This window comes from Micromonospora sp. NPDC049204 (assembly GCF_040647935.1).
Lineage (GTDB): Bacteria > Actinomycetota > Actinomycetes > Mycobacteriales > Micromonosporaceae > Micromonospora.
The window spans coordinates 77692-104456 of sequence record NZ_JBEZDC010000017.1; the positions used below are offsets into that span (position 1 = coordinate 77692).

Consider the following 26765-nt stretch of genomic DNA (forward strand, 5'->3'; position numbering starts at 1 on the left):
TTCTCTTCCGGGGCGCCCGCTATTTGACGCCCACGACACAAACTGTTCCGGTGGCCCGCCCCGAAGGGCGGGCCACCGAACGAGCTCGGACTACTTGGAGTAGAGCTCGACGATCAGCTGTTCCTGGACCTGCGTGTCGATGACCTGCCGGGCCGGGAGGGAGTGCACGAGCACCTTCATCTGGCTCGGGATGGCCTCAAGCCACGCCGGAACCGTCTTCGAGCCGGCCTGAGCCTGCGCGACGACGAACGGGGTGAGCTCCTTGCTCTTGCCCCGAACCTCGATGATGTCGTGCTCCTTGACGCGGTACGACGGGATGTCGACCTTCTTGCCGTTCACCGTGAAGTGACCGTGCTTGACCAGCTGGCGGGCCATGTCCCGCGAGTGGGCGTAGCCGGCCCGGTAAACGACGTTGTCCAGCCGCGACTCGAGGATCTGCAGGAGGACCTCACCGGTCTTCGCCTGCTTGCCAACGGCTTCCTCGTAGTAACCGCGGAACTGCTTCTCCAGCACGCCGTAGACACGACGGGCCTTCTGCTTCTCGCGGAGCTGGAGCAGGTACTCCGTCTCCTTCGTGCGGCCGCGGCCGTGCTGCCCGGGCGGGAACGGCCGGGACTCGAACGGGCACTTCGGACCATCGCACTTGCTGCCCTTGAGGAACAGCTTCATCTTCTCCCGCCGGCAACGGCGGCAGTCTGCACCGGTGTAACGAGCCATCTCTCTCTACCTCTCAGACCCGGCGACGCTTCGGCGGACGGCACCCGTTGTGCGGCTGCGGGGTGACGTCGGCGATCTGGCCGACCTCGAGGCCCACGGCCTGCAGCGAACGGATGGCGGTTTCCCGGCCGGAGCCGGGGCCCTTGACGAACACGTCGACCTTGCGCATGCCGTGCTCCATGGCGCGACGCGCGGCAGCCTCGGCGGCCAGCTGCGCGGCGAACGGAGTCGACTTGCGGGAGCCCTTGAAGCCCACCTGGCCAGCGGAGGCCCAGGAGATGACCGCACCGGTCGGGTCCGTGATGGACACGATGGTGTTGTTGAACGTGCTCTTGATGTGCGCCTGCCCGTGGGCGACGTTCTTGCGTTCCTTGCGCCGGACCTTCTTTACAGCGGCTCCGGCACGAGCCTTCGGTGGCATAAGTCTGTGCGCTCCTAGTTGACTTTCCGGATCGGGTTGCGGCCTGACCCACCTCGGCGGCGGCCGACCCCGTCATCCGGTCAAGAACTACTTCTTGCCGGGCTTCTTCTTGCCGGCGACGGTCCGCTTCGGGCCCTTGCGGGTCCGTGCATTGGTCTTGGTCCGCTGGCCACGCACGGGCAGGCCCCGGCGGTGCCGGATGCCGGCGTAGCAGCCGATCTCAACCTTGCGGCGGATGTCAGCGGCGACCTCGCGGCGCAGGTCGCCTTCAACCTTGTAGTTGCCCTCGATGTGGTCGCGGAGCTGCACGAGCTCCTCGTCCGTGAGGTCCCGAGCGCGCTTGTCCGGCGAGATGCCGGTGGCGGCGAGTGTCTCCAGGGCGCGGGTACGACCGACCCCGAAGATGTAGGTGAGCGCGATCTCCAACCGCTTTTCGCGGGGGAGATCCACGCCGACTAGACGTGCCATGTGCGGGCGTACTCCTCGTGATGTGTGGCGGAGGTGTGGACCCGTCCCACCCCGCTACCGGCCGTCCCGTCTTTCCGACGCGGTGAGCGCCGGCGACCGGGATCGGTCGCTGCCCGAGCGGGCCCCGGCCTCCGACCGGGGGTCAGCCACGCAGAGGTACGTCTGGCGTACCGCTCGCGGCTGGGACGAGCATGTGTGATGTGTGTGTCGCTGCGGATTGCCTGGACCAACACCACCCGGCCGTGTTCCGGCCGGACGGCTGAGTCAGCCCTGGCGCTGCTTGTGGCGCGGGTCGCTGCAGATGACCATGACCCGGCCGTGCCGGCGGATAACCCGGCACTTCTGGCAGATCCTCTTGACGCTCGGGTTGACCTTCACGGTTGCCTTACTTCCCATCTGGCCCAGGGACGCGCTCTACGCGACACCGGACGTCGAAGACAGACACGGGACTTCCCGGCCGTCGTCAGGACTACTTGTAGCGGTAGACGATGCGCCCGCGGGTCAGGTCGTACGGCGAGAGTTCGACGACGACCCGGTCCTCCGGAAGGATGCGGATGTAGTGCTGCCGCATCTTGCCGCTGATGTGAGCCAACACCTTGTGGCCGTTCGCGAGCTCCACCCGGAACATGGCGTTCGGCAGGGGCTCGATGACCCGACCCTCGATCTCAATGGCTCCGTCTTTTTTCGGCATGTCCTCCGCTGTCCTGACGTCGATTGCTCCGGGCGGCCCACAACGTCTTACACGGAAATCTGATCAGAATCAGAAGACCGCGCCAGCCGCGGCTCCAGCTCCCACCGAAGCGCAGGGTGGGCATGCCGGAGTGGACGCTGTGCGCCGATCTGAAAGTGTACGCCGGCCTGCAGTCGCACGCCAAACCGGCCACCCAACACGCCGCCGGGTCAGGTGCTGAGCCCCACCCGAGGGCCAGCTGATCTCCATGGGGGCGCCTGTCGATCGGTGACCCCGGCCACTCCCAGCCCGAGGCGACGTCGCCGGTGGTCAGCCAGCCGGCTGCGGATCGTCCCGTTCGTCCGATTCACCGGAACGCAGCTCCCGCCGGCGTTCCCGCTTCGCCCGTTTGCGCTGCCGCCGCCGCGCCCGCTCGATCGCCTGACGCCGGGGCTCTCCCCCGGCCAACCCGGTGACCGTACGCACCACCAGCACCGCACCCCAGGGCCCCGCCACCCAGCCTGGCCAGAAGTAGAGCAGCTGCTTGCTGAGCACCGACGTCACCGCCCAGATGGCCACCACGATGGCGATCACCTTCAGGTACGGCAGCCACACCTCACCCAACCAACGTGCGGTGGCATCACCGGTCGGCACCTGGTCGGGCTGGCCGGCCAGCGGGCTGACCGCCGGTCCACCGACCGAGGCCGGCGCCAGGACCGACGACTGCGTCGGCGTCACCGGCGGCAGATCGGTGAGCAGAGCTTCCAACTCGGCGTACGTGCGGGCCGCGTAGGCCCGCTGCAACCGCTCGTCGTACTCGTGCAGGTCCAGTCGACCCTCGTCGAGGGCGACCCGCAGCCGTTCGGCCACCGCCGCACGGTCCGCGTCCGCGGCTCGCATTCCGTCGCGCCCGTCCATGCCGGCAAGCATGCCACCCCCAAGCCACCCCCACGCCCCACCAAACCGCCCGGTCGCCGGTCGCCGCCGCCGTCGCCCGCCGTCGCCGTCGATCATGGGGTTACCGGCCGGGAGAGCGGCGTGTCGCGCCGATAACCCCATGATCAACGGGGTGAGACGCGGTGGGGTGGGGACGGCGCGGGTGGGTGTGGGGCTCAGGGGGTGGTGGAGGCTGCTGGTTGGCGGGCGGTCACCAGGTCGCCCAGGCGGGCGCGGCCGCCGTCGAAGGCCGTGAGCACCCACACGCCGTCCGGCAGCAGGGCCATCGAGTGCTCGACGTGCGCCGCGATCGAGCCGTCCCGGGTGACGACCGTCCAGCCGTCGGCCAACTCGACCGTACGCGGGGACGCCATCGTGATCATCGGCTCGATGGCCAACGCCATGCCCGGCACCAGACGTGGACCCTTGCCCGGCCGGCCGTGGTTGAGCACGTGCGGGTCCTGGTGCATCTCGGTGCCGATGCCGTGCCCGCCGTAGCCGTCGACGATGCCGTACCGGCCGCCCTTGCGAACGGCGCTCTCCACGGCGTGCGAGATGTCGGTGAGCCGGCCCTTGCCGCTGGCCGCGCCGCGGGCGGCGGCGGCGATACCGGCCCACATGGCGTCCTCGGCGACCTCAGCCATCTTCAACAGCGCCGGGTCGACGTCGCCGACCCCGACGGTGATGGCGGAGTCGCCGTGCCACCCGTCCAGCACCGCGCCGCAGTCGATCGAGATCAGGTCACCGGCCTCGAGCACCTGCGTCGGCGACGGGATCGCATGCACGATCTGCTCGTTGACCGAGGAGCAGATCGACGCCGGGAAACCGTGGTAGCCCTTGAACGACGGCACACCACCCGCCTCGCGGATGGTCGACTCGGCGATGGCGTCCAGATCGGCGGTGCTCACGCCCGGGGCGACTGCCTCCCGCATCCGGCGGAGCGCCTCGGCGACCACCAGCCCGGCGGCCCGCATCTTCTCGATCTGGTCAGGGGTCTTCAGCTGGATGTCCAGCTGGGGACGACGCATGGAGCGATTACCTTTCGTTGCCGAACAGCGGGGCACGTCATGCGTACCCCGCTGTTCGCACTCTATCCGCCGTGGTCCGGCGGGACCTCAGCCGCCGTACGACCGCAGTGCGTCGATGGCCCGGGTGGTGACGTCCTCCACCGGGCCGGTGGCGTCGATCCCGACCAGCTTGCCCTGAGCGCCGTAGTAGTCGACCAGGGGCGCGGTCTTCTCGCTGTACTCACGAAGCCGGGTGGCGATCGTCTCCGGCTTGTCGTCGTCGCGTTGGAACAGCTCGGCGCCGCACCTGTCGCAGATTCCCGGCCGGGTGGTGGCGTCGAACTCGACGTGCCAGATCTTGCCGCAGCCCCGGCAGGTACGCCGACCGGAGAGCCGCCGGATCACCTCGTCGTCGTCGACCACCAGCTCCAGGACCAGATCCAGCGCGGTGCCCAGGTCGGCGAGGAGCTTGTCCAGGGCGGCCGCCTGCGGAGTGGTCCGCGGGAAGCCGTCGAGCAGGAAGCCCTCGCTGGCATCGGGCTCGGCCAGCCGGTCCCGGACCATGTTGATGGTTACCTCGTCCGGAACCAGCTCGCCTGCGTCCATGTAGCGCTTCGCCTCGACGCCGAGCGGCGTGCCCTGGGTGACGTTCGAACGGAAGATGTCTCCGGTCGAGATCTTGGGTACCGACAGGTGCGCAGCGACGAACTCAGCCTGCGTGCCCTTACCCGCACCCGGCGGGCCAACCAGAACGAGTCTCATCTACCGCAGGAACCCTTCGTAGTTCCGCTGCATGAGTTGGCTCTCGATCTGCTTCACGGTCTCCAGACCGACGCCGACCATGATGAGCACAGCGGTGCCACCGAACGGGAAGTTCTGGTACTGCTGGCTGTCCAGCCAGATGAAGAAGAAGTTCGGCAGGATCGAGATGATGCCGAGGTAGAGCGCGCCCGGCAGGGTGATCCGGCTGAGGATGAAGTCCAGGTAGTCGGCCGTCGGCTTGCCCGGCCGGATGCCCGGCACGAACCCGCCGTACTTCTTCATGTTGTCCGCGACCTCGGTCGGGTTGAACGTGATCGAGACGTAGAAGTACGTGAAGAAGATGATCAGCAGGAAGTAGACCGAGATGTAGATCGGGCTGTTCGGGGCGACCAGGTTGTTCTGGATCCACGCCTGGACCTTGCCCGGATCGTTCTGGTCGAAGAACTGCAGGGCCAGCTGCGGCAGGTAGAGCAGGGACGAGCCGAAGATGACCGGGATCACACCCGCCTGGTTGACCTTCAACGGGATGTAGGTCGAGGTGCCGCCGTACATCCGCCGGCCGATCATCCGCTTGGCGTACTGCACGGGGATCCGGCGCTGCGCCTGCTCGATGAAGGTGACCGCGGTGATGACCACCAGGACCAGCGCGATGACGAGGGCGAACTTGCCCCAACCCTGGCTGGTCTTGATCTGCCAGCCCTCGCCGGGCAGCCGGGCCGCGATCGAGGTGAAGATCAGGACGGACATGCCGTTGCCGACGCCCCGGTCGGTGATCAGCTCGCCGAGCCACATGACCATGCCGGTGCCGGCGGTCATGGTGATCACCAGGATCGTCAGGGTCAGCCAGTCCGGGATGCCGGTGCCGGTCGGGATGATCGGGAACTGGTCGCAGCGGTTCTGGAACAGCTGGCCCGAGCGGGCCAGCGCCACGAACGCCGAGGCCTGCAGCACGCCGAGACCGAGGGTCAGGTAGCGGGTGTACTGCGTGATCTTCGCCTGACCGGCCTGGCCCTCCTTGCGGAGCTGCTCCAGCCGTGGGATCACGACGGTCAGCAGCTGCAGGATGATCGACGCGGTGATGTAGGGCATGATGCCCAGCGCGAAGACCGAGAGCTGTAGCAGCGCTCCGCCGGAGAAGAGGTTGAGCAGATTCAGCGGGCCCGTCGTGTCACCCGAGATGGAGTCGAGGCACTTCTGCACGTTGCCGTACGAGACGCCCGGGCTGGGGAGCGTCGCACCCAGCCGGTAGACCGCGATGATGCCTACTGTGAACAGCAGCTTCTTGCGCAGGTCAGGCGTACGGAACGCACTGAGAAAGGCGGACAGCAACTTCTTCCTCCTGCGCGAGGCGGGCCGCCGGTGATCCCTGGCGGGTGGGGGTGGATCACGGGCGAGTGCCCGCAATCCATGGCTGGGATGGGACTCTAACAGTCCGACCCCGGTCCGGGCAGATGCGCCCGACTACATAAATCGATTCCGATGTTACCGGGCACTTGAGACCCCAGGCAGACCATGGCGCCCGCCAGTTGCTCACAACTGGACGGGCGCCATGGGTTGTACGCCTTACAGCTCGGTGGCGGAGCCACCGGCGGCGGCGATCTTCTCCTTGGCCGACGCACTGAACGCGTGCGCGGTCACCTGGAGCGCCACTCCGCCGAGGTCCCCGGTGCCGAGGACCTTGACCGGGTGACCCTTGCGGACCGCACCGGACTCAACCAGCTCCAGCGGGCCAACCTGGCCACCGTTCGGGAACAGCTCAGCGAGTCGGTCCAGGTTGACCACCTGGAAGACCACCTTGAACTTGTTCTTGAAGCCCTTCATCTTCGGAAGGCGCATGTGGATGGGCATCTGCCCACCCTCGAACGCCGCCGAGATGTTCTTCCGGGCCTTGGAACCCTTGGTACCGCGACCGGCCGTCTTGCCCTTGGAACCCTCACCGCGACCCACACGGGTCTTCGCGGTCTTGGATCCGGGCGCCGGGCGCAGGTGGTGAACCTTGATCGTCATTACTCGACCTCCTCGACCTTCACGAGGTGGCTCACAGTGAAGATCATGCCGCGGATCTCGGGCCGGTCCTCCTTGACCACCACGTCGTTGATCCGCTTGAGACCGAGCGAACGCAGCGACTCACGCTGGTTGTGCTTGGTCCCGATACCGGACCGGAGCTGGGTGACCTTCAGACGTGCCATCAGCGCGCCACCCCCGCACGCGACGCCAGCATGGCGGCCGGCGCGACGTCCTCCACCGGCAGACCACGACGCGCCGCGACCTGCTCGGGGGACTCAAGCCCCTTCAGGGCCGCCACGGTGGCGTGCACGATGTTGATCGGGTTCGAGGAGCCGAGGCTCTTCGAGAGCACGTCGTGGATCCCGGCGCACTCCAGCACGGCGCGCACCGGACCACCGGCGATGACACCCGTACCGGCCGAGGCCGGCTTGAGCAGCACGACGCCAGCGGCGTCCTCACCCGTCACCGGGTGCGGGATCGACTGACCGATCCGCGGGACCTTGAAGAAGTGCTTCTTGGCCTCCTCGACACCCTTGGCGATGGCCGCGGGCACCTCCTTGGCCTTTCCGTAGCCCACGCCGACCGTGCCGTCGCCGTCGCCCACGATCACGAGGGCGGTGAAGCTGAAGCGACGACCACCCTTCACGACCTTGGCGACGCGGTTGATCGCGACGACCCGCTCAAGGTGCGGGGTCTTCTCGACGGGCGCGTTTCCGCGGCCGCCCTCACGGCGGTTGTCGCGGCGACCACCCTCGTTGCCACCGGACCCGCCGCCACGGCGCTGTTGACCTGGCATCAGCAGCCTTCCTTATCTCTCGTGACGGGGTTGTTAGAACTCGAGCCCGGCTTCGCGGGCGGCGTCGGCAAGCGCGGCGACTCGCCCCGCGTACCGGTTGCCGCCGCGGTCGAAGACGACCTTGGAGACGCCGGCGGCCTTGGCCCGCTCGGCGAGCAGTGCGCCCACCTTGCCGGCGAGGGCGCTCTTGTCGCCCTCCGTACCGCGCAGCGAGGCGTCCAGGGTCGACGCCGACGCCAGGGTGTGTCCCTTGGTGTCGTCGACGATCTGGGCGACCATGTGCCGCAGCGAACGGGTGACGACCAGGCGCGGACGCTCGGACGTACCGCTGACGTTCTTGCGGACGCGGAAGTGCCGACGCGCACGCCCAACGGCGCGCTTGGCGGCGACACCGCGGCGGCGCTTGAGCAGCGTGGCGCTCACTTCTTACCTGCCTTTCCGGCCTTGCGGCGGATGACCTCGCCCTGGTACTTCACGCCCTTGCCCTTGTAGGGCTCCGGCGGGCGGATCTTCCGGATGTTGGCGGCGACCTCACCGACCTGCTGCTTGTCGATGCCAGCCACGTGGAACAGGGTCGGCCGCTCCACCGTGAAGGTGATGCCCGCCGGGGCGGGGACGACCACCGGGTGCGAGAACCCGAGCGCGAACTCGAGGTCCGAACCCTTGGCGGTGACCCGGTAACCGGTGCCGGCGATCTCCAGGCTCTTGCGGTAGCCCTCGGTGACCCCGACGATCATGTTGGCAACCAGCGTACGGCTCAGGCCGTGGAGCTCCTTGGCCTTGCGCTCGTCGTTCGGCCGGTTGACGTTCAGCTGCCCATCCTCGGCCCGCTCGACCGTGATCGGCTCGGCGAGGGTGTGCTCAAGCTGGCCCTTGGGGCCCTTGACCTTGACGGTCTGCCCGTCGATCGTGATGTCGACGCCGGCCGGTACCGGGATCGACTTACGTCCAATTCGCGACATTTCTACCAGTCTCCCGTTACCAGACGAAGGCGAGGACTTCCCCGCCAACACTCCGCTTGCGGGCCTGCCGGTCGGTCAGCAGCCCCTGGGACGTCGAAATGATCGCCACGCCCAGCCCACCGAGCACCCGCGGGAGCCCGTCCGACTTGGCGTACACCCGGAGACCGGGCTTGGACACGCGCTTGATGCCGGCCAGGCTCCGCTCGCGGTTCTGGCCGTACTTCAGCTCGACGACCAGTCGCTTGCCGACGGCACCCTCCTCGGGCTCCTCGACCGACCAGGTGGCGATGTAACCCTCGGCCTTCAAGACCTCGGCGATGTTCGCCTTGATCTTGGAGTAGGGCATCTTCACCTGATCGTGGTACGCCTGGTTGGCGTTACGCAGACGCGTGAGCATGTCTGCGATCGGGTCGGTCATCGTCATGGATTTCGTCAGCCTTTCTCGCCGGGGTTCCCGGGGCATCAGCCCCGGGCCTACGGCGAAGAGCAATACCTAATCGGTGCAGGAGTTCCCGGCCGACGGCCGGGACGCGGTCGCCCTTACCAGGAAGCCTTGGACACGCCCGGCAGCTCACCACGGTGAGCCATCTCCCGGATGCAGACCCGGCAGAGCCCGAACTTGCGGTAGACCGCCTTCGGACGCCCGCACCGCTGGCAGCGGGTGTACGCGCGAACCGAGAACTTCGGCTTCGCGGCCGCCTTGATGATCAGCGCCTTCTTGGCCATCTCAGTTCTCCTTGAACGGGAAGCCCAGGAGCTTGAGCAGCGCCCGGCCCTCGTCGTCGGTCGTGGCGGTCGTGACCACCGTGATGTCCATGCCCCGCTGGCGATCGATCCGGTCCTGGTCGATCTCGTGGAACACCGACTGCTCGGTCAGACCGAACGTGTAGTTGCCGTGCCCGTCCAGCTTGCGCCCGTCCAGACCGCGGAAGTCGCGGATACGCGGCAGCGAGATGGACAGCAGCCGGTCCAGGAACTCCCACATCCGGTCGCCGCGAAGGGTCACCTTCGCACCGATCGGCATGCCCTCACGCAGCTTGAACTGCGCGATGGACTTGGTCGCCCGCCGCACCTGCGGCTTCTGGCCGGTGATCGTGGCGAGGTCGCGGACCGCGCCGTCGATCAGCTTGGCGTCGCGAGCAGCCTCGCCGACACCCATGTTGACGACGATCTTGACCAGCCGCGGCACCTGCATGGGGTTGCCGTAGCTGTGCTGCTCGCGCAGCTGGGCCACGATCTCGTTGCGGTACCGCTCCTTGAGGCGCGGCAGGGTCTTTTCGGTAGCCGTGGTCATCACAGGTCCTTACCGGTGCTGCGCGCGATGCGGACCTTCTGGCCGTTGTCGTCGATCCGGTAACCGACGCGGGTCGGCTTGCCGTCGGAGTCCAGGACCTGCACGTTCGAGACGTGGATCGGGGCCTCCTGAGTGACGATGCCGCCGGTCTTGGCGCCACGCTGGGTGGTGCTGATGCGGGTGTGCTTCTTGACCCGGTTCACGCCCTCGACCAGGACCTTGTCCTGCCGCGGGTAGGCCTGAATGACCTTGCCCTTGGCACCCTTGTCCTTGCCGGCGATGACGACGACCGTGTCGCCCTTCTTGACCTTCACGGTCACAACACCTCCGGCGCGAGGGAAATAATCTTCATGAACCGCTTGTCCCGCAGCTCCCGGCCCACCGGGCCGAAGATGCGGGTACCACGCGGGTCCCCGCCGTCCTTGATGATGACGGCGGCGTTCTCGTCGAAGCGGATGTACGAGCCGTCCGGCCGACGCCTCTCCTTGGCCGTGCGAACGACGACCGCCTTGACGACGTCGCCCTTCTTCACACCGGCACCCGGGATCGCGTCCTTGACCGTGGCCACGATGACGTCGCCGATGCTCGCGTAGCGCCGACCCGAGCCACCGAGAACCCGGATGCACAGGATCTCCCGAGCACCCGAGTTGTCGGCGACGCGCAGTCGCGACTCCTGCTGAATCACGTCTATCTCCTATGTCTGCCGGTTCTCCGGCCGCCGTAGCGGCCGGAGCCTGGCGGAACCTACGCCCGACGCAACGCCGGGCGAGCTCGAGCCTTCGCTACTTGGCCTTTTCCAGGATCTCCACGATCCGCCAACGCTTGGTGGCGCTCAGCGGCCGGGTCTCCATGATGAGAACCCGGTCACCGGTGCCAGCGGCGTTCTGCTCGTCGTGCACCTTCAGCTTGGCCGTACGGCGCATGATCTTGCCGTACAGCGCGTGCCGAACCCGGTCCTCGACCTCGACGACGACGGTCTTGTCCATCTTGTCGCTGATCACCAGGCCCTCGCGGACCTTGCGGCGCGACCGCGCGGCGGCGGTGGCGGTCTCTTCGGTCATGATGCAGTCACCTCAGTCGGCGCGGCCGAGAGCCCCAGCTCGCGCTCACGCATGATCGTGTAGATCCGGGCGATCTCCCGACGGATGACCTGCAACCGCCGGTTGTTGTCCAGCTGCCCGGTTGCGGCCTGCACGCGGAGGTTGAACAGCTCCGCCTTGGCCTCCCGCAGCTTCGTGACCAGCTCCTCTTCGGAGAGCTCACGCAGCTCGGTCGCCTTAACGCCCGCTGCCATCAGGATTCACCCACTTCGCGCGTAACAATGCGGCACTTCATCGGGAGCTTGTGGATCGCGCGACGCATGGCCTCTCGCGCGGTCTGCTCGTTGGGGAAGGACATCTCGAAGAGAACCCGCCCCGGCTTGACGTTGGCAACCCACCACTCGGGCGAACCCTTACCGGAACCCATCCGGGTCTCGGCAGGCTTCTTGGTGAGGGCCTGGTCCGGGAAGATCGTGATCCAGACCTTGCCACCACGCTTGATGTGGCGAGTCATCGCGATACGTGCCGACTCGATCTGCCGGTTCGTCACGTACGCCGGCTCGAGAGCCTGGATCCCGAACTCGCCGAACACCACCCGGTTACCACCCTTGGACGCGCCACTGCGGTCCGGGTGGTGCGGCTTGCGGAAGCCCTTCGGGGGCTTGCGCGGCATCAGCATCTGTCAGCCCTCCTGCTGCGTTTCTGCCGGAGCAGCCGCGGCGGCGACAGCTGCGCTGTCCACCGGCTCGCCGCTCGGCGTCTCGGCCTGCTGCGCGATGGTGGTCGCAGCAGCCCGCCCGGCCTCGGTGCCACCGGCCGTGGTGCCGGACGAACCCGACCGGCCACGACGCGGACGCTCGGGACGGTCGCCACGCTCACCACGACGCGGGCGGGACGGACCGGCCTCGGCCGGAGCCTCCCGGCCCGGGACGGCGTCGCCCTTGTAGATCCAGACCTTCACACCGATCCGGCCGAACGTGGTACGGGCCTCGAAGAAGCCGTACTCGATGTTGGCCCGCAGCGTGTGCAGCGGAACCCGGCCCTCACGGTAGAACTCGGTCCGGCTCATCTCGGCGCCGCCGAGGCGGCCCGAGACCTGAACCCGGATGCCCTTGCAGACCGGGTTCTTCATCGCCGACTGCATGGCCTTGCGCATCGCCCGACGGAAGCTGACCCGGCTGGACAGCTGCTCGGCCACGCCCTGCGCGACCAGCTGAGCGTCCGACTCGGGGTTCTTCACCTCGATGATGTTCAGCTGAACCTGCTTGCCGGTGAGCTTCTCAAGCTCGCCGCGGATCCGGTCGGCCTCCGCACCCTTACGGCCGATGACGATGCCCGGCCGGGCGGTGTGGATGTCGACCCGAACCCGGTCGCGGGTGCGCTCGATGTCGACCTTGGAAATGCCGGCACGCTCGAGGCCCTTGGACATCATCCGGCGAATCTTGACATCTTCGCCGATGTAGTCCTTGTAGAGCTTGTCCGCGAACCAGCGGGACTTCCAGTCGGTCGAGATGCCGAGCCGGAACCCAGTGGGGTGAACCTTCTGACCCATTACTCGGCGTCCTCCGTCTTGCTCTGCGCTTCGGCCGGTGCGGCCTCCGTGGCCGGGGCGGCCTTCTTCGCCGCGGCCTTCCTCGGCGCTGCCGGCGCGACCGCTTCGACCGCCACGGTGATGTGGCAGGTGCGCTTGCGGATTCGGTACGCCCGACCCTGCGCCCGCGGCTGGAACCGCTTCATCGTCGGACCCTCATCCACGAAGGCCTCGCTGACGAGCAGCGCGTCGGGGTCCAGCCGCTCGTTGTTCTCCGCGTTGGCGATCGCGCTAGCGAGCACCTTGTACACCTGCTCGCTCGCAGCCTGCGGCGCGAACTGCAGCACCGTGAGCGCCTCCTTCGCGGGCAGGCCGCGGACGAGGTTGACCACCCGGCGCGCCTTCATCGGCGAGATGCGCACGTGCCGCGCAACCGCCCGCGCGCCCGGAAGCACCGGAGCGTCGCCCTTTCCTGGCATCGCTGTAACCCCTTGTTCCCTCTATCCGTATGCCCGCGGCGTCAGCGCCGACGGCTCTTCCGGTCGTCCTTCTCGTGACCCTTGAACGTGCGGGTCAGCGCGAACTCGCCGAGCTTGTGCCCGACCATCGCCTCGGTCACGAACACCGGGACGTGCTTGCGTCCGTCATGAACGGCGATCGTGTGCCCCAGCATCTCGGGGATGATCGTCGAACGCCGCGACCAGGTCTTGATCACGTTCTTGGAGCCCTTGTCGTTCTGTACTTCCACCTTCTTGAGCAGGTGGTCGTCGACGAACGGGCCCTTCTTCAGGCTGCGAGGCATGTCTTATCTCCCTCAGCCGCGCTTACGCGTGGCGTAGCGGCGGCGGACGATCAGCCGGTCACTCGGCTGGCCCTTACGGCGGGTGCGGCCCTCGGGCTTACCCTGCGGGTTGACCGGGTGGCGACCACCGGAGGTCTTACCCTCACCACCACCGTGCGGGTGGTCGACCGGGTTCATGGCGACACCACGGACGGTCGGGCGCTTGCCCTTCCACCGCATCCGGCCGGCCTTGCCCCAGTTGATGTTCGACTGGTCGGCGTTGCCGATCTCGCCGACGCTTGCGCGGCAGCGAACGTCCACCCGCCGGATCTCGCCGGACGGCATACGCAGGGTCGCGTACGCGCCCTCGCGGCCGAGCAGCTGGATACCGACGCCGGCGGACCGGGCCAGCTTGGCCCCGCCACCCGGACGCAGCTCCACGTTGTGGACCGTGGTACCGACCGGGATGTTGCGCAGCGGCAGGTTGTTACCCGGCTTGATGTCGGCGCCCGGTCCGGACTCGACGCGGTCGCCCTGCTTCAGGTCCTTCGGCGCGATGATGTACCGCTTCTCGCCGTCGGCGTAGTGCAGCAGCGCGATGCGCGCCGTGCGGTTCGGGTCGTACTCGATGTGAGCGACCTTCGCCGGCACGCCGTCCTTGTCGACCCGCTTGAAGTCGATCAGACGGTACTGGCGCTTGTGACCGCCGCCGTGGTGCCGCGTGGTGATCCGGCCGTGGGCGTTACGCCCGCCCTTCTTCGGCAGCGGAACCAGCAGCGACTTCTCCGGCGTGGACCGGGTGATCTCGGCGAAGTCAGCGACACTCGAGCCACGTCGGCCCGGCGTCGTCGGCTTGTACTTACGGATAGCCATTGTCTACACCCCTCAGCTGACCGGGCCGCCGAAGGCCTCGATGCGGTCACCGTCAGCCAGCTTCACGATCGCCCGCTTGGTCGCCTTGCGCTGACCGAAGCCGGTCTTGGTGCGCTTGCGCTTACCCTGGCGGTTGAGCGTGTTGACCGTCAGGACGCGGACGTTGAAGATCTGCTGGATAGCGATCTTGATCTCGGTCTTGTTCGCGTCCGGGTGCACCAGGAAGGTGTACCAGTTCCGGTTCAGCTCGCTGTAGCTCTTCTCCGAGACGACCGGCGCCACGATGATGTCGCGCGGGTCGGCGATCGTGCTCACTTGCCACCCTCCTCGGTGGTCTCGGCGGGCACGCCCAGGAACTCGTCCAGGGCGTCCTTGGTGAAGACCACGTCGTCGGCCACCAGCACGTCGTACGTGTTCAGCTGGCCGGACTCGATCAGGTGCACGCGCGGCTCGTTGCGCAGCGACACCCAGTTCAGCTCGTCGGTGCTGCTCAGCACGACCAGGACCCGACGGGCCTCGGTGAGCTTGGTCAGCGTGGCCAGAGCGGCCTTGGTCGACGGCTTCTCGCCCGAGACGAACGCCTCGACGACGTGCACCTGCCCGGCGCGGGCCCGGTCGGAGAGGGCACCCCGCAGAGCGGCGGCCTTCATCTTCTTCGGGGTCCGCTGGCTGTAGTCGCGCGGCACGGGACCGTGCACGACGCCACCGCCGGCGAACTGCGGCGCGCGGATCGAGCCCTGCCGGGCGCGACCGGTGCCCTTCTGCTTGTACGGCTTCTTGCCGCCACCAGCAACCTCGGCGCGGGTCTTGGTCTTGTGCGTGCCCTGTCGGGCCGCCGCGAGCTGGGCCACCACGACCTGGTGCATCAGCGCGACGTTGGCCTGCACGTCGAAGATGTCCGCCGGCAGCTCGACGGAGCTGCTGGTGGTGCCTTCGACGGTGCGCACGTCAACGGTGGTCACTTGGCCGCACCGCCCTTCTTCACCTTGATCTTGGCCGCGGTACGGACCAGAACCAGCGCGCCCTTGGGGCCAGGAATGGCACCCCGGACGAGCAGGAGGTTGTTCTCGGTGTCGACCGCCTGGACGGTCAGGTTCTGCACGGTGTAGCGAACGCCACCCATCCGGCCGGCCATCCGGGTGCCCTTGAAGACACGACCCGGGGTGGCGCAGGCGCCGATGGAACCGGGCGAGCGGTGCTTGCGCTCGACACCGTGGCTGCTGCCCAGACCGTGGAAGCCGTGCCGCTTCATCGCGCCGGCGAAGCCCTTGCCCTTGGTCTTGCCGGTGACGTCGATGGTGACGCCGGCCGGGAACTCCTCGACCGTGACTTCCTGGCCGAGCGAGTATTCCCCGGCGTCCGTGGTGCGCAGCTCGACGATGTGCCGGCGCGGCGCCACGTCCGCCTTGGCGTAGTGCCCGCTGATCGGCTTCTTGACCTTGCGCGGGTCGATGGTGCCGTAGGCCAGCTGGACCGCGGAGTAACCGTCCTTCTCGGCGCTACGAACCTGGCTGATGACGCACGGGCCGGCCTCGACCACGGTCACGGGAACAACACGGTTGTTGTCCCAGACCTGGGTCATGCCGAGCTTGGCGCCCAGGATCCCCTTGACTTGCCTGTCCATTTGTCCGGTCCCTACAGCTTGATCTCGATGTCGACGCCAGCCGGCAGGTCGAGGCGCATGAGCGAGTCGACCGTCTTCGGGGTCGGGTCGATGATGTCGATCAGCCGCTTGTGCGTGCGCATCTCGAAGTGCTCGCGCGAGTCCTTGTACTTGTGCGGCGAGCGGATAACGCAGAAACGGTTGATCTCCGTGGGCAGCGGCACCGGGCCCGCGACCTGCGCCCCGGTGCGCGTCACCGTCTCGACGATCTTCCGAGCCGAGGAGTCGACGACCTCGTGGTCATAGGCCTTGAGCCGGATGCGGATCTTCTGTCCCGCCATGGTGGCTTCTGTTCCTTCTCTCGATGCCGCTGTGTTGCGGGCGCCTGTGCCGGCTGGCACAGGCCCACTTCGCCGACCCCCGCGGTCGGGCGTGTCGCGCCCTCGGGCCGGGCTCCGCCCCGTGGTTCCGGAGTGGTGCTGACCGCGCGGTGGGTCAAGGCGCCGATCGCATTACCGCGACCTGAACGCCGTGCGAGGGTGGTTGGCGACTGGGCCGCCAACCACCCTACGCTCGACTGACTCGCCACCCGGAGGTTCAGCGAAAGCCGAACACAGGCGACGAACTGTCGTTACGCAACCTGACTAGTATGCCGCACGACTGGCGGCGGGTCTAATCGGGGTTACCTAGTTCACTTGATGATCTTGGTGACGAACCCGGCGCCGACGGTACGGCCACCCTCGCGGATCGCGAACTTGAGGTTCTCCTCCATGGCGATGGGCTGGATCAGCTTCACCGACATGGACGTGTTGTCGCCCGGCATGACCATCTCGGTGCCCTCGGGAAGGGTGACGACACCGGTGACGTCCGTGGTCCGGAAGTAGAACTGCGGACGGTAGTTCTGGAAGAACGGGGTGTGGCGGCCACCCTCCTCCTTGGAGAGGATGTAGACCGTCGCCTCGAACTCCGTGTGCGGGGTGTTCGAGCCCGGCTTCACGACGACCATGCCGCGCTCGACCTCGTCGCGCTTGGTGCCACGCAGCAGCAGGCCGACGTTCTCGCCTGCGCGAGCGTCGTCCAGGGTCTTCCGGAACATCTCGATCGCGGTGACCTTGGTCTTGAAGCTCTTCTCCTTGATACCGACGAGCTCAACATCCTCGTTCGGCAGGAGAACGCCGCGCTCCACGCGACCGGTGACGACGGTGCCACGACCGGTGATCGTGAAGACATCCTCAACCGGCATCAGGAACGGCATGTCGACCTCGCGCTCCGGCTGCGGGATCGAGGTGTCGACAGCGGTCATCAGGTCCAGCAGCTTGCCGGTCCACTCGGGGTCACCCTCGAGGGCCTTCAGCGCCGAAACCCGAACGACCGGCAGGTCGTCACCCGGGTACTCCTGCGAGGAGAGCAGCTCACGAACCTCGAGCTCGACGAGCTCCAGGAGCTCCTCGTCATCGACCATGTCGCTCTTGTTGAGCGCCACGACGATGTACGGCACGCCAACCTGACGGGCCAGCAGCACGTGCTCGCGGGTCTGCGGCATCGGGCCGTCGGTCGCCGCGACCACCAGGATCGCGCCGTCCATCTGCGCGGCACCGGTGATCATGTTCTTGATGTAGTCCGCGTGGCCGGGGCAGTCGACGTGCGCGTAGTGCCGCGCCTCGGTCTGGTACTCGACGTGCGCGATCGAGATCGTGATGCCGCGGGCCTTCTCCTCCGGCGCCTTGTCGATCTCGTCGAACGGCGTGTAGGGGTTCAGGTCCGGGAACTGGTCGTGCAGGACCTTGGTGATGGCCGCCGTCAGCGTCGTCTTACCGTGGTCGATGTGACCAATGGTGCCGATGTTGACGTGCGGCTTAGTCCGCTCGAACTTAGCCTTCGCCACTGGTGTCCTCCTGTGGACTTCTTGGTTCGTACGCCCGGCGCGCCGGTCGGCGCTTAGGACTCTGTCGACAGCCTTTCCGACCTGACGGTCGGAGAGCCTTTGTGGGTTCTGCGGCGATGAAGCCTACAGGCCCGGTCTCACGCGATCCGATCGTGGTGGCCGCGGGCGGGCGAACCTGCCCGCGACCAACCACGAATCACCTGCTCAGGGCGTTACTCGCCCGTTGCCTTGGCGATGATCTCCCTCGCGACGCTCTGCGGAACCTCGGCGTAGGAGTCGAACTGCATGCTGTAGCTAGCCCGGCCCTGGGTCTTCGACCGCAGGTCGCCGACGTAGCCGAACATCTCCGACAACGGCACCAGAGCCTTGACGATGCGGGCGCCACTGCGCTCCTCCATCGCCTGGATGATGCCGCGGCGGGAGTTGAGGTCACCGATGACGTCACCCATGTTCTCCTCAGGAGTGGTGACTTCAACGGCCATCATCGGCTCGAGCAACGCGGGATCGGCCTTGCGGGCCGCGTCCTTCATCACCATCGAGCCGGCGATCTTGAATGCCATTTCCGACGAGTCGACCTCGTGGTACTGGCCGTCCAGCAGGGTCAGCTTCACGCCGACCAGCGGGAAGCCCGCCAGGATGCCGTACTGCAGCGCGTCCTGCGCACCGGCGTCCACCGACGGGATGAACTCCCGGGGGATCCGGCCGCCGCTGACGGCGTTGGCGAACTCGTAGGTCGGCGAGTCGTTGTCCAGCGGCAGCGGCTCGACGCTCACGATCACGCGGGCGTACTGGCCGGAACCACCGGTCTGCTTCTTGTGGGTGTACTCGACCTTGTCCACCTTGCGGCGGATGGTCTCGCGGTACGCCACCTGCGGCTTGCCGACGTTGGCCTCGACGTTGAACTCGCGGCGCATCCGGTCGACCAGGATGTCCAGGTGCAGCTCACCCATGCCGGAGATGACCGTCTGACCGGTCTCCTCGTCCAGCTGGACGCGGAAGGTCGGGTCCTCCTCGGCCAGGCGCTGGATGGCGGTGCCCAGCTTCTCCTGGTCGGACTTGGTCTTCGGCTCGATCGCCACCGAGATGACCGGCTCCGGGAAGGTCATCGACTCCAGGATCACCGGGTTCGCCGGGTCGGAGAGCGTGTCGCCGGTGGTGGTCTGCTTGAGACCCTGCACGGCGATGATGTCGCCGGCCTGCGCCGACGGACGCTCTTCGCGCTTGTTGGCGTGCATCTGGTAGATCTTGCCGATGCGCTCCTTGCGGTCCTTGGTGGAGTTGACCACCTGGGAACCGGAATCGAGCGTGCCGGAGTAGACCCGCACGTAGGTGAGCTTACCGAGGTGCTTGTCCGTCTGGATCTTGAACGCCAGGCCGGAGAAGGGCTCCGAGTTGGACGGCTTCCGCAGCAACGGGGTCTCACCGTCGGTGGCCGTACCCTCGATCGCCGGAACGTCGAGCGGCGACGGCAGGAAGTCGACAACGGCGTCGAGCATGGGCTGAACGCCCTTGTTCTTGAACGCCGAGCCGCAGAGCACCGGGTTGGCCTTGCCGGCGATGGTGGCACGCCGAATGGCGGCCTTGATCTCCTCGACGGAGACCTCCTCGCCTTCCAGGTACTTCTCCATCACCGAGTCGTCGACGTCGGCCAGGGTCTCCATCAGCTTCTCGCGCCACTCGGCAGCGGAGTCGGCCAGCTCGGCCGGGATCTCCTCGACCGCGTAGTCCTCACCCTTCTGGGTCTCCCCACGCCAGGTGAGCGCGCGCATGCCGATCAGGTCGACGACACCGATGTGGTCACCCTCGAGCCCGATCGGGATCTGGAGCACCAGCGGGGTGGCGTTCAACCGGTCGATCATCATCTGCACGCAGCGGAAGAAGTCGGCGCCGGTCCGGTCGAGCTTGTTGACGAAGCACATCCGCGGGACGTTGTACTTGTCGGCCTGCCGCCAGACGTTCTCCGTCTGCGGTTCCACGCCGGCGACACCGTCGTAGACCGCGACGGCACCATCCAGGACCCGCAACGACCGCTCGACCTCGACCGTGAAGTCGACGTGGCCGGGCGTGTCGATGATCTGGATCGTGTGGTCTTTCCACTCACACTTGGTAGCAGCGGAGGTGATGGTGATACCACGCTCCTGCTCCTGCTCCATCCAGTCCATGACGGCAGCGCCCTCGTGGACCTCACCGATCTTGTACGTGATGCCGGTGTAGAACAGGATCCGCTCGGTGGTCGTGGTCTTACCGGCATCGATGTGCGCCATGATGCCGATGTTGCGTACCTTGGCGAGCGCGTCTGCGGCGGCCACTTCAATCCCTACTTATCGTCGTCTCGACACAACTGGTGGCGGTTCCGGCGCCCGGAGGCGCCGGAACCAGGGTGTTACCAGCGGTAGTGCGCGAAGGCCTTGTTCGACTCGGCCATCTTGTGCGTGTCCTCGCGCCGCTTGACGGCGGCACCGAGGCCGTTGCTCGCGTCCAGCAGCTCGTTCATCAGCCGCTCGACCATGGTCTTCTCACGCCGCGCGCGAGAGTAGGTGACCAGCCAGCGCAGGCCCAGGGTGGTCGCCCGGGTCGGGCGGACCTCGACCGGCACCTGGTAGGTGGCGCCACCGACACGACGGCTACGCACCTCGAGGGTCGGCTTGACGTTGTCCATCGCCCGCTTGAGGGTGACGACCGGGTCGGTGCCGGACTTCTCGCGGCAGCCCTCGAGGGCCGCGTACACGATGGTCTCGGCGAGCTGACGCTTGCCGCGCAGCAGGATCTTGTTCACCAGCTGGGTGACCAGCGGCGAGTTGTACACCGGGTCAGCGACCAGTGGCCGCCGCGGAGCGGGTCCCTTACGCGGCATGTCAGCTCTTCTCCTTCTTCGCGCCGTAACGGCTGCGCGCCTGCTTGCGGTTGCGGACACCCTGGGTGTCCAGCGAACCGCGAACGATCTTGTAACGCACGCCGGGGAGGTCCTTCACCCGGCCACCACGCACGAGCACGATCGAGTGCTCCTGGAGGTTGTGACCGACGCCCGGGATGTAGGCCGTCACCTCGATCTGGCTGCTGAGCTTCACGCGAGCGACCTTGCGCAGCGCCGAGTTCGGCTTCTTCGGGGTGGTGGTGTACACGCGGGTGCACACGCCGCGCCGCTGAGGGGAACCCTTCAGCGCCGGGGTCTTGGTCTTGGTCGTCTTCGCCTGGCGGCCCTTTCGGACCAGCTGCTGGATCGTGGGCACCGGGTTTCTCCGCTCCCTTCGGCCGCATTCGCGGCCGCGCCGTCTGCTCGTTAGCCGGCCTGCTGACCGGCTCTCCTACATTCCGACCTGGGCCACCTGACGGAGGCCCCGGCACCCGCGGTCGGGCGTGTCGCCTCTCCGCGGTCCCGTTGCGGACGCTTGCGCGTGCGATCGGGTTTGTGTCACCGGCGCGCGGGTCGCCCCGCCCCGGATCCTTGGCTTGTCGTGCCGCCGTCCGGGATCCGGAAACAGCGCACGCACGAGTTGCCCGGGCATGCCCGGGCACAAGGGGAAAGAGTACCTACCACAACCGCCCAGGTCAAAACGGAAGGGTCCGGCGACTGTCGTACACCCGCCGGCCGAATCTCGTCCTGCCCCGTCGCCCGCGATGGGCACCTACAGACACAAGTGTACCGGCTCCCCCGCAGGACCACCCGTCGGCCCCGGGCCGGGCAGCGGCAAGCCGGCAGAAACGGGTCGAGCGCCGAGACCAGCCTCAGGTCAGGGTGAGCAGCAGCGCGAGGCCGAGGCCCAGGAGGCTGAGCAGTGCCCCCGCCGCGCCACAACTGATTCCGGCCACCGCAAGCCCCCGCCCGGTGAACCGGACCGCAGGGGGCGCGGCCGGACGACGGATCTGCCGCCGGCCGAGCAGACCGATGACGACCGCTCCCACGCCGGCCAGCAACCCGAGGGCGGCGAACGCTCCGGAAGCCCAGGCCCCGCCATCGTTCGCGAAGGCCACTCCGAAGCAGATCACCAGCAACGACACCAGGATCGACGCGATGCCGGCCACCAGGGATCCGATGGCCAATCCCGACGTGACCGGGGCCACCTCCAGGTGTACGACCCCGAACGGGGTGCCCGGCACCGCCTCCACCCGTTTCGGCGGCAGGTGCTGGGCGTCGGTGGGTGGCGGAACCGGATGACCCGGCATTCCGGGCCAAGCGGGTGTGGAACCGGGCGAAGGCGGACCCCAACCCGCCGGCACACCAGACTGCGGCGGACCCCACCCGTAGGGCACGGCAGCCCCGGACTGCGGCGGACCCCAACCCGGCGGTGCCGGGGTGGGCACCCCGGCGACCGGGTACGGCTGGCCGGCGTCGGGCGGACTGGTCGTACCCCAGCCGGGCTGCGGCGCGGCGGAGGTCGGCGTCGCCCAACCCGGCGTGGGCGCGGGTGGCTGCGGCTGGCCGCTCGGGGCCGGTTGGGTGGCCTCGGACGGCGTCAGCTCGGACGACGCCGGCTGGCCGGCCGGCTCGTCGGCAGGGGGCCGCGCCGGATCCGTCACGAGGTCCTCCTGTCGAAAAGGCCGCCACCGCCGCGCGGCGGACACCGGCCAGGCTACCGCCGGGGGTGCCGGCGCCAACGCCGGGCGCGGCGGCTCAGTCCATGTTCGCCGGGTAGTCGTGACCGAACGGCGCACCGGCCAACCGCACCACGCCGATCACCACCACGGCCACCACGCTGACGGCGACCAGCACCAGGCCGGTCCAGGCCATCCGCTCCCCCCGCCGCAGCCAGCTGCCGCCGGTCAGGAAACCCCCCGAGGAGTACGCCTCACGTCGCGCCTGCCGCGCCAGTTGCAGTGCCACCGTCGCCGGCACCACCCCGCCGATGAACAGCCCGGTCAGCAGGCCGAGCAGCCCGAGAGCGAAAACCGCCCGAGCCTTCGTGGCGCGGGCCGGATCCGGGTCCAACGGGTGGCGCAGGCCCTGCTGCGCGACGGACACCTGCCCGGGTGCGGTCGTCATCCCCCCATCATGCCGAACTCGGCCCAGGGGTGGGTGGGCACGGACACGACGAGGCCCCCGGCTTTCACCGGGGGCCTCGTCGTGTGACTGGTGCTTAGCGGTACGACCCGAAGTCGAAGTCGTCCAGCGGCACGGCCTGCCCGCTGGCCGGCCCGAAGCCGTAGTCGGTCTCCGGGTACCCGGTCATCGAGTAGACCTTGGCCTTGGCCTCCTCGGTCGGCTCGACCCGGACGTTGCGGTACTTGCTGATGCCCGTACCGGCCGGGATGAGCTTTCCGATGATCACGTTCTCCTTGAGGCCGACCAGCGAGTCGCTGCGCGAGTTGATCGCAGCGTCGGTCAGCACCCGGGTGGTCTCCTGGAAGGAGGCCGCCGAGAGCCAGGAGTCGGTGGCCAGCGAGGCCTTGGTGATACCCATGAGCACCGGACGACCGGCGGCGGGCTCGCCGCCCTCCGAGACGAGCCGGCGGTTCTCCGACTCGAACAGCGCCCGGTCGACGAGCACACCCGGCAGGAACTCGGTCGAGCCGGAGTCGATGACCGTCACCCGCTTGAGCATCTGGCGGATGATGATCTCGATGTGCTTGTCGTGGATGAGCACACCCTGCGAGCGGTAGACCTCCTGGACCTCACTGGTCAGGTGGACCTGGACCGCCCGCGGACCCATGATCCGCAGAAGCTCGTGCGGGTCGATGGTGCCCTCGGTCAGCTTCTCGCCGACCGCGACGTGACCGCCGTCGTGGGTACGGAGCTTGACCCGCTTCGAGATCTTGTCGTAGACGATCTCTTCGCTGCCGTCGTCCGGCACCACGATGATCTTCCGCGAGCGCTCGCCGTCCTCGATCCGGATCCGACCCGGGGTGTCGGCGATGGGCGCCTTACCCTTCGGGACCCGAGCCTCGAAGATTTCCTGCACACGGGGCAGACCCTGGGTGATGTCCTCACCAGCGACACCACCGGTGTGGAAGGTACGCATCGTCAGCTGCGTACCGGGCTCACCGATGGACTGGGCGGCGATGATGCCGACCGCCTCGCCGATGTCGACCGACTTGCCGGTCGGCAGCGACCGGCCGTAGCAGGCCGCGCAGACGCCCAGCTTCGACTCACAGGTGAGCACGCTGCGCACCCGGACCGTCTCCACGCCAGCGGCGACGATCTTGTCGACCCCGATGGAGTTGATGTCCTGACCGCGCTCGGCGACCACGGTGCCGTCCGGCCCCTTGATGTCGTCGGCCAGGGTCCGGGCGTGCACGCTGGTCTCGGCGTGGGTGTGGACGACGAGCTTGCCGTCGAGCTTCTCGCCGATCTGCATCGGGATCGCCCGGTCGGTGCCGCAGTCCTCCTCGCGGATGATGACGTCCTGCGAGACGTCCACCAGACGACGGGTCAGGTAACCCGAGTCGGCGGTCCGCAGCGCGGTGTCGGCGAGACCCTTACGGGCACCGTGCGTGGAGATGAAGTACTCCAGCACGGACAGACCCTCCCGGTAGCTGGCCTTGATCGGCCGCGGGATGATCTCGCCCTTCGGGTTGGCCACCAGACCGCGGATCGCGGCGATCTGCCGGAGCTGCAGCAGGTTACCGCGAGCACCCGAGTTGATCATCTTCCACAGTGGGTTCTCCTGCGGCAGCGCGGTGTCCATCTCCTTGGCGACCTCGTTGGTCGCCTTGGTCCAGATCGTGATGAGCTCGCCGCGACGCTCCTCGGCGGTCATCAGACCACGCTGGTACTGCTTGTCGATCTGGTCGGCTTCCTTCTCGTACTTCGCCAGGATCTCCGCCTTGCGCGGCGGAGCGATGACGTCCTCCATGCCGATCGTCACGCCGGACCAGGTGGCCCAGTGGAAACCGGCCTCCTTGAGCCCGTCCAGGGTGGCGGCCAGCGCCACCTTGGGGAAGCGCTCGGCGAGGTCGTTGACGATCGCGGAGAGCTGACCCTTGCGGATCTCGTAGTTCACGAAGCGGTAGCCCTGCGGCAGCGTCTCGTTGAACAGCACCCGACCCAGAGTGGTCTCCACGGTCAGCGGGTCACCCTCGACCCAGCCCTCCGGAGCGGTCCACGCCTCGGCGCCGGCGCCGTTGTCGACACCGACCACGCCACGCAGGCGGATCTTCACAGGCGCCTGCAGGTGCAACTCGCCGTTGTCGAAGGCCATCCGCGTCTCGGCGTCCGAGCTGAACGCCCGGCCCTCGCCCTTCTCACCGGCGGTGAGGTGGGTGAGGTGGTACAGGCCGATGACCATGTCCTGGGTCGGCATGGTGACCGGCTTGCCGTCGGCCGGCTTGAGGATGTTATTCGACGACAGCATCAGGATCCGCGCCTCGGCCTGAGCCTCGGCGGACAGCGGCACGTGCACCGCCATCTGGTCACCGTCGAAGTCGGCGTTGAACGCGGTGCAGACCAGCGGGTGGATCTGGATCGCCTTGCCCTCGACCAGCTGCGGCTCGAAGGCCTGGATGCCCAGGCGGTGCAGGGTCGGCGCGCGGTTCAGCAGCACCGGGTGCTCGCCGATGACCTCTTCCAGCACATCCCACACGACCGGGCGCTGACGCTCGACCATCCGCTTGGCGGACTTGATGTTCTGTGCGTGGTTGAGGTCGACCAGCCGCTTCATCACGAACGGCTTGAACAGCTCCAGCGCCATCTGCTTGGGCAGACCACACTGGTGCAGCTTGAGCTTCGGGCCGACCACGATGACCGAACGGCCGGAGTAGTCGACGCGCTTGCCCAGCAGGTTCTGGCGGAACCGGCCCTGCTTGCCCTTGAGCATGTCGGACAGCGACTTGAGCGGGCGGTTACCCGGACCGGTGACCGGCCGACCACGACGGCCGTTGTCGAACAGCGCGTCGACGGCCTCCTGGAGCATCCGCTTCTCGTTGTTGACGATGATCTCGGGCGCGCCGAGGTCGATCAGCCGCTTGAGGCGGTTGTTCCGGTTGATCACGCGGCGGTACAGGTCGTTCAGGTCCGAGGTCGCGAACCGGCCACCGTCGAGCTGCACCATTGGGCGCAGGTCCGGCGGGATGACCGGTACGCAGTCCAGCACCATGCCGAGCGGCGAGTTGCGGGTGTTCAGGAACGCCGCGACGACCTTGAGTCGCTTGAGCGCCCGGATCTTCCGCTGACCCTTGCCGGACCGGATGGTCTCCCGCAGGCTCTCGGCCTCGGCGTCGAGGTCCATGTTCTGGACCAGCGCCTTGATCGCCTCCGCGCCCATGGAACCGGTGAAGTACTCACCGAACCGGTCGCGCAGCTCGCGGTAGAGCAGCTCGTCGGTGACCAGCTGCTTCGGCTCCAGCTTGCGGAAGGTGTCCAGCACCTCGTCCAGGCGGTCGATCTCGCGCTGGGCCCGGTCGCGGATCTGGCGCATCTCGCGCTCTCCGCCCTCCTTGACCTTGCGCCGGACGTCCGCCTTGGCACCCTCGGCCTCCAGCTCGGCCAGGTCGGCCTCGAGCTTGGCGGCCCGCTTCTCGATCTCCGAGTCGCGGCTGTTCTCGGACTGCCGCTTCTCGGCCAGGATCTCGTTCTCGATCGTCGAGAGGTCACGGTGACGCGACTCCGCGTCCACGCTCGTCACGACGTACGAGGCGAAGTAGATGATCTTTTCGAGGTCCTTGGGGGCGAGGTCCAGCAGGTAGCCCAGCCGGCTCGGCACGCCCTTGAAGTACCAGATGTGGGTCACCGGAGCGGCGAGCTCGATGTGCCCCATCCGCTCACGACGGACCTTGGAGCGAGTCACCTCGACGCCGCAGCGCTCACAGATGATGCCCTTGAACCGGACGCGCTTGTACTTACCGCAGTAGCACTCCCAGTCCCGCTGCGGACCGAAGATCTTCTCGCAGAAGAGCCCGTCCTTTTCCGGCTTCAGGGTGCGGTAGTTGATCGTCTCAGGCTTCTTGACCTCGCCGTGCGACCACTGACGGATGTCGTCGGCGGTGGCGAGACCAATGCGCAGCTCGTCGAAGAAGTTGACGTCGAGCACTATGTCCCCTATGTCGTCGTCTGTACTGCTAATTCTCGGGTGGGGTCGG

At 67.6% G+C, this 26765-nt stretch carries 37 protein-coding genes; all 37 read right to left on the reverse strand.

Annotated elements, in window-relative coordinates; translation table 11 throughout:
* Positions 1 to 90: 90 nt before the first annotated feature.
* Positions 91 to 717, reverse strand: coding sequence for a 30S ribosomal protein S4 (gene rpsD / locus AB0A90_RS27375; protein ID WP_007465229.1), 627 nt, complete (start codon positions 715 to 717; stop codon positions 91 to 93).
* Between the two features lie 13 nt (positions 718 to 730).
* Entirely contained in the window at positions 731 to 1138 is a 408-nt protein-coding gene (gene rpsK / locus AB0A90_RS27380; RefSeq protein ID WP_030329919.1) for a 30S ribosomal protein S11, read from the reverse strand.
* Positions 1139 to 1225: 87 nt separating this feature from the next.
* Positions 1226 to 1606, reverse strand: coding sequence for a 30S ribosomal protein S13 (gene rpsM / locus AB0A90_RS27385; protein WP_030329917.1), 381 nt, complete (start codon positions 1604 to 1606; stop codon positions 1226 to 1228).
* A 264-nt stretch (positions 1607 to 1870) separates the two neighbouring features.
* Positions 1871 to 1984: a 50S ribosomal protein L36 gene (gene rpmJ / locus AB0A90_RS27390; protein WP_357253706.1), complete on the reverse strand. Its 114-nt coding sequence runs from the start codon at positions 1982 to 1984 to the stop codon at positions 1871 to 1873.
* Between the two features lie 91 nt (positions 1985 to 2075).
* Positions 2076 to 2297 carry a translation initiation factor IF-1 gene (infA, locus tag AB0A90_RS27395; RefSeq protein WP_007073013.1) on the reverse strand — a complete coding sequence of 74 codons (222 nt, stop codon included), beginning with the start codon at positions 2295 to 2297 and terminating at the stop codon, positions 2076 to 2078.
* 309 nt (positions 2298 to 2606) lie between these two features.
* Positions 2607 to 3194 carry a DUF1707 domain-containing protein gene (locus AB0A90_RS27400; protein ID WP_357253562.1) on the reverse strand — a complete coding sequence of 196 codons (588 nt, stop codon included), beginning with the start codon at positions 3192 to 3194 and terminating at the stop codon, positions 2607 to 2609.
* A gap of 194 nt (positions 3195 to 3388) precedes the next feature.
* Positions 3389 to 4240, reverse strand: a complete 852-nt coding sequence (map, locus tag AB0A90_RS27405; protein WP_357253564.1) for a type I methionyl aminopeptidase — start codon at positions 4238 to 4240, stop codon at positions 3389 to 3391.
* Between the two features lie 87 nt (positions 4241 to 4327).
* Positions 4328 to 4981 (reverse strand): adenylate kinase, encoded by a 654-nt coding sequence (locus tag AB0A90_RS27410; protein WP_007465256.1) that lies wholly within the window; start codon positions 4979 to 4981, stop codon positions 4328 to 4330.
* Positions 4982 to 6310 (reverse strand): preprotein translocase subunit SecY, encoded by a 1329-nt coding sequence (gene secY, locus AB0A90_RS27415; protein WP_357253566.1) that lies wholly within the window; start codon positions 6308 to 6310, stop codon positions 4982 to 4984.
* A gap of 234 nt (positions 6311 to 6544) precedes the next feature.
* The gene (gene rplO, locus AB0A90_RS27420; RefSeq protein ID WP_357253568.1) at positions 6545 to 6988 is read right to left on the reverse strand and encodes a 50S ribosomal protein L15; all 444 of its coding nucleotides are present in this window, start codon (positions 6986 to 6988) and stop codon (positions 6545 to 6547) included.
* Positions 6988 to 7170: a 50S ribosomal protein L30 gene (gene rpmD / locus AB0A90_RS27425; protein ID WP_007465262.1), complete on the reverse strand. Its 183-nt coding sequence runs from the start codon at positions 7168 to 7170 to the stop codon at positions 6988 to 6990. The genes rplO and rpmD overlap by 1 nt, the downstream gene beginning before the upstream one ends.
* On the reverse strand, positions 7170 to 7784 hold the full coding sequence (gene rpsE / locus AB0A90_RS27430) for a 30S ribosomal protein S5 (protein ID WP_007465263.1): 615 nt from the start codon (positions 7782 to 7784) through the stop codon (positions 7170 to 7172). The genes rpmD and rpsE overlap by 1 nt, the downstream gene beginning before the upstream one ends.
* Positions 7785 to 7817: 33 nt before the next feature.
* Entirely contained in the window at positions 7818 to 8207 is a 390-nt protein-coding gene (rplR, locus tag AB0A90_RS27435; protein WP_357080808.1) for a 50S ribosomal protein L18, read from the reverse strand.
* Entirely contained in the window at positions 8204 to 8746 is a 543-nt protein-coding gene (gene rplF / locus AB0A90_RS27440; RefSeq protein ID WP_266246314.1) for a 50S ribosomal protein L6, read from the reverse strand. The genes rplR and rplF overlap by 4 nt, the downstream gene beginning before the upstream one ends.
* A 16-nt stretch (positions 8747 to 8762) precedes the next feature.
* Complete coding sequence (rpsH, locus tag AB0A90_RS27445; RefSeq protein WP_007465270.1) at positions 8763 to 9170, reverse strand: 30S ribosomal protein S8; 408 nt, start codon at positions 9168 to 9170, stop codon at positions 8763 to 8765.
* A gap of 116 nt (positions 9171 to 9286) precedes the next feature.
* On the reverse strand, positions 9287 to 9472 hold the full coding sequence (locus tag AB0A90_RS27450; RefSeq protein WP_007465272.1) for a type Z 30S ribosomal protein S14: 186 nt from the start codon (positions 9470 to 9472) through the stop codon (positions 9287 to 9289).
* Position 9473: 1 nt separating this feature from the next.
* On the reverse strand, positions 9474 to 10040 hold the full coding sequence (rplE, locus tag AB0A90_RS27455) for a 50S ribosomal protein L5 (protein WP_354944330.1): 567 nt from the start codon (positions 10038 to 10040) through the stop codon (positions 9474 to 9476).
* Positions 10040 to 10360: a 50S ribosomal protein L24 gene (gene rplX, locus AB0A90_RS27460; RefSeq protein ID WP_172899047.1), complete on the reverse strand. Its 321-nt coding sequence runs from the start codon at positions 10358 to 10360 to the stop codon at positions 10040 to 10042. Before rplX ends, rplE begins: the two co-directional genes overlap by 1 nt.
* Positions 10357 to 10725: a 50S ribosomal protein L14 gene (gene rplN, locus AB0A90_RS27465; protein WP_357253571.1), complete on the reverse strand. Its 369-nt coding sequence runs from the start codon at positions 10723 to 10725 to the stop codon at positions 10357 to 10359. Before rplN ends, rplX begins: the two co-directional genes overlap by 4 nt.
* Before the next feature lie 97 nt (positions 10726 to 10822).
* A complete protein-coding gene (gene rpsQ, locus AB0A90_RS27470) occupies positions 10823 to 11101 on the reverse strand; it encodes a 30S ribosomal protein S17 (protein ID WP_030489590.1) in 279 nt (92 codons plus the stop codon).
* Positions 11098 to 11334 (reverse strand): 50S ribosomal protein L29, encoded by a 237-nt coding sequence (gene rpmC / locus AB0A90_RS27475; RefSeq protein ID WP_007465283.1) that lies wholly within the window; start codon positions 11332 to 11334, stop codon positions 11098 to 11100. Before rpmC ends, rpsQ begins: the two co-directional genes overlap by 4 nt.
* Positions 11334 to 11759 carry a 50S ribosomal protein L16 gene (gene rplP / locus AB0A90_RS27480; RefSeq protein WP_053653940.1) on the reverse strand — a complete coding sequence of 142 codons (426 nt, stop codon included), beginning with the start codon at positions 11757 to 11759 and terminating at the stop codon, positions 11334 to 11336. Before rplP ends, rpmC begins: the two co-directional genes overlap by 1 nt.
* Before the next feature lie 3 nt (positions 11760 to 11762).
* Positions 11763 to 12632 carry a 30S ribosomal protein S3 gene (gene rpsC / locus AB0A90_RS27485; protein ID WP_007465294.1) on the reverse strand — a complete coding sequence of 290 codons (870 nt, stop codon included), beginning with the start codon at positions 12630 to 12632 and terminating at the stop codon, positions 11763 to 11765.
* Complete coding sequence (gene rplV / locus AB0A90_RS27490; RefSeq protein WP_007465297.1) at positions 12632 to 13090, reverse strand: 50S ribosomal protein L22; 459 nt, start codon at positions 13088 to 13090, stop codon at positions 12632 to 12634. Before rplV ends, rpsC begins: the two co-directional genes overlap by 1 nt.
* A gap of 41 nt (positions 13091 to 13131) precedes the next feature.
* Positions 13132 to 13413 (reverse strand): 30S ribosomal protein S19, encoded by a 282-nt coding sequence (gene rpsS, locus AB0A90_RS27495; protein ID WP_007465299.1) that lies wholly within the window; start codon positions 13411 to 13413, stop codon positions 13132 to 13134.
* 12 nt (positions 13414 to 13425) lie between these two features.
* Positions 13426 to 14265: a 50S ribosomal protein L2 gene (rplB, locus tag AB0A90_RS27500; RefSeq protein WP_357253573.1), complete on the reverse strand. Its 840-nt coding sequence runs from the start codon at positions 14263 to 14265 to the stop codon at positions 13426 to 13428.
* Positions 14266 to 14277: 12 nt separating this feature from the next.
* Positions 14278 to 14580, reverse strand: coding sequence for a 50S ribosomal protein L23 (gene rplW, locus AB0A90_RS27505; RefSeq protein ID WP_007465304.1), 303 nt, complete (start codon positions 14578 to 14580; stop codon positions 14278 to 14280).
* Positions 14577 to 15227: a 50S ribosomal protein L4 gene (gene rplD / locus AB0A90_RS27510; protein ID WP_110563096.1), complete on the reverse strand. Its 651-nt coding sequence runs from the start codon at positions 15225 to 15227 to the stop codon at positions 14577 to 14579. Before rplD ends, rplW begins: the two co-directional genes overlap by 4 nt.
* The gene (gene rplC, locus AB0A90_RS27515) at positions 15224 to 15889 is read right to left on the reverse strand and encodes a 50S ribosomal protein L3 (protein WP_184178725.1); all 666 of its coding nucleotides are present in this window, start codon (positions 15887 to 15889) and stop codon (positions 15224 to 15226) included. The genes rplD and rplC overlap by 4 nt, the downstream gene beginning before the upstream one ends.
* Positions 15890 to 15900: 11 nt before the next feature.
* Positions 15901 to 16209, reverse strand: coding sequence for a 30S ribosomal protein S10 (gene rpsJ / locus AB0A90_RS27520; RefSeq protein ID WP_007073037.1), 309 nt, complete (start codon positions 16207 to 16209; stop codon positions 15901 to 15903).
* A gap of 350 nt (positions 16210 to 16559) precedes the next feature.
* Positions 16560 to 17753 (reverse strand): elongation factor Tu, encoded by a 1194-nt coding sequence (gene tuf / locus AB0A90_RS27525; protein ID WP_357253575.1) that lies wholly within the window; start codon positions 17751 to 17753, stop codon positions 16560 to 16562.
* A 212-nt stretch (positions 17754 to 17965) separates the two neighbouring features.
* Positions 17966 to 20062, reverse strand: coding sequence for an elongation factor G (gene fusA, locus AB0A90_RS27530; protein WP_357253577.1), 2097 nt, complete (start codon positions 20060 to 20062; stop codon positions 17966 to 17968).
* Positions 20063 to 20136: 74 nt separating this feature from the next.
* Positions 20137 to 20607 carry a 30S ribosomal protein S7 gene (gene rpsG, locus AB0A90_RS27535; RefSeq protein WP_030489583.1) on the reverse strand — a complete coding sequence of 157 codons (471 nt, stop codon included), beginning with the start codon at positions 20605 to 20607 and terminating at the stop codon, positions 20137 to 20139.
* Between the two features lies 1 nt (position 20608).
* Positions 20609 to 20983 carry a 30S ribosomal protein S12 gene (gene rpsL / locus AB0A90_RS27540; protein WP_007465318.1) on the reverse strand — a complete coding sequence of 125 codons (375 nt, stop codon included), beginning with the start codon at positions 20981 to 20983 and terminating at the stop codon, positions 20609 to 20611.
* Between the two features lie 496 nt (positions 20984 to 21479).
* A complete protein-coding gene (locus tag AB0A90_RS27545) occupies positions 21480 to 21851 on the reverse strand; it encodes a hypothetical protein (RefSeq protein WP_357253708.1) in 372 nt (123 codons plus the stop codon).
* 514 nt (positions 21852 to 22365) lie between these two features.
* A complete protein-coding gene (locus AB0A90_RS27550; RefSeq protein ID WP_357253579.1) occupies positions 22366 to 22734 on the reverse strand; it encodes a hypothetical protein in 369 nt (122 codons plus the stop codon).
* A gap of 94 nt (positions 22735 to 22828) precedes the next feature.
* Positions 22829 to 26716 carry a DNA-directed RNA polymerase subunit beta' gene (locus AB0A90_RS27555; protein WP_357253581.1) on the reverse strand — a complete coding sequence of 1296 codons (3888 nt, stop codon included), beginning with the start codon at positions 26714 to 26716 and terminating at the stop codon, positions 22829 to 22831.
* Positions 26717 to 26765: the final 49 nt, after the last annotated feature.

Coding starts and splice junctions, on each gene's coding strand:
- rpmD (WP_007465262.1), bottom strand. CDS start 7,170: ATGGCACGTCTGAAGGTCACCCAGCTCCGGTCCGGTATCGGGACCAAG.
- AB0A90_RS27450 (WP_007465272.1), bottom strand. CDS start 9,472: ATGGCCAAGAAGGCGCTGATCATCAAGGCGGCCGCGAAGCCGAAGTTC.
- rpsQ (WP_030489590.1), bottom strand. CDS start 11,101: ATGACCGAAGAGACCGCCACCGCCGCCGCGCGGTCGCGCCGCAAGGTC.
- rpsE (WP_007465263.1), bottom strand. CDS start 7,784: ATGCCAGGTCAACAGCGCCGTGGCGGCGGGTCCGGTGGCAACGAGGGT.
- rpsJ (WP_007073037.1), bottom strand. CDS start 16,209: ATGGCGGGACAGAAGATCCGCATCCGGCTCAAGGCCTATGACCACGAG.
- rplF (WP_266246314.1), bottom strand. CDS start 8,746: ATGTCGCGAATTGGACGTAAGTCGATCCCGGTACCGGCCGGCGTCGAC.
- infA (WP_007073013.1), bottom strand. CDS start 2,297: ATGCCGAAAAAAGACGGAGCCATTGAGATCGAGGGTCGGGTCATCGAG.
- AB0A90_RS27400 (WP_357253562.1), bottom strand. CDS start 3,194: ATGGACGGGCGCGACGGAATGCGAGCCGCGGACGCGGACCGTGCGGCG.
- rpmC (WP_007465283.1), bottom strand. CDS start 11,334: ATGGCAGCGGGCGTTAAGGCGACCGAGCTGCGTGAGCTCTCCGAAGAG.
- rpsD (WP_007465229.1), bottom strand. CDS start 717: ATGGCTCGTTACACCGGTGCAGACTGCCGCCGTTGCCGGCGGGAGAAG.
- AB0A90_RS27550 (WP_357253579.1), bottom strand. CDS start 22,734: ATGACGACCGCACCCGGGCAGGTGTCCGTCGCGCAGCAGGGCCTGCGC.
- rpsG (WP_030489583.1), bottom strand. CDS start 20,607: ATGCCGCGTAAGGGACCCGCTCCGCGGCGGCCACTGGTCGCTGACCCG.
- rplE (WP_354944330.1), bottom strand. CDS start 10,040: ATGACCACGGCTACCGAAAAGACCCTGCCGCGCCTCAAGGAGCGGTAC.
- rplP (WP_053653940.1), bottom strand. CDS start 11,759: ATGCTGATGCCGCGCAAGCCCCCGAAGGGCTTCCGCAAGCCGCACCAC.
- rpsC (WP_007465294.1), bottom strand. CDS start 12,632: ATGGGTCAGAAGGTTCACCCCACTGGGTTCCGGCTCGGCATCTCGACC.
- AB0A90_RS27410 (WP_007465256.1), bottom strand. CDS start 4,981: ATGAGACTCGTTCTGGTTGGCCCGCCGGGTGCGGGTAAGGGCACGCAG.
- rpsM (WP_030329917.1), bottom strand. CDS start 1,606: ATGGCACGTCTAGTCGGCGTGGATCTCCCCCGCGAAAAGCGGTTGGAG.
- rplB (WP_357253573.1), bottom strand. CDS start 14,265: ATGGCTATCCGTAAGTACAAGCCGACGACGCCGGGCCGACGTGGCTCG.
- rplO (WP_357253568.1), bottom strand. CDS start 6,988: ATGACGATCAAGGTTCACCACCTGCGCCCGGCGCCCGGATCCAAGACC.
- map (WP_357253564.1), bottom strand. CDS start 4,240: ATGCGTCGTCCCCAGCTGGACATCCAGCTGAAGACCCCTGACCAGATC.
- rpsS (WP_007465299.1), bottom strand. CDS start 13,413: ATGCCTCGCAGCCTGAAGAAGGGCCCGTTCGTCGACGACCACCTGCTC.
- rpsK (WP_030329919.1), bottom strand. CDS start 1,138: ATGCCACCGAAGGCTCGTGCCGGAGCCGCTGTAAAGAAGGTCCGGCGC.
- rplC (WP_184178725.1), bottom strand. CDS start 15,889: ATGGACAGGCAAGTCAAGGGGATCCTGGGCGCCAAGCTCGGCATGACC.
- rplV (WP_007465297.1), bottom strand. CDS start 13,090: ATGCCAGGAAAGGGCGACGCTCCGGTGCTTCCGGGCGCGCGGGCGGTT.
- rpsH (WP_007465270.1), bottom strand. CDS start 9,170: ATGACGATGACCGACCCGATCGCAGACATGCTCACGCGTCTGCGTAAC.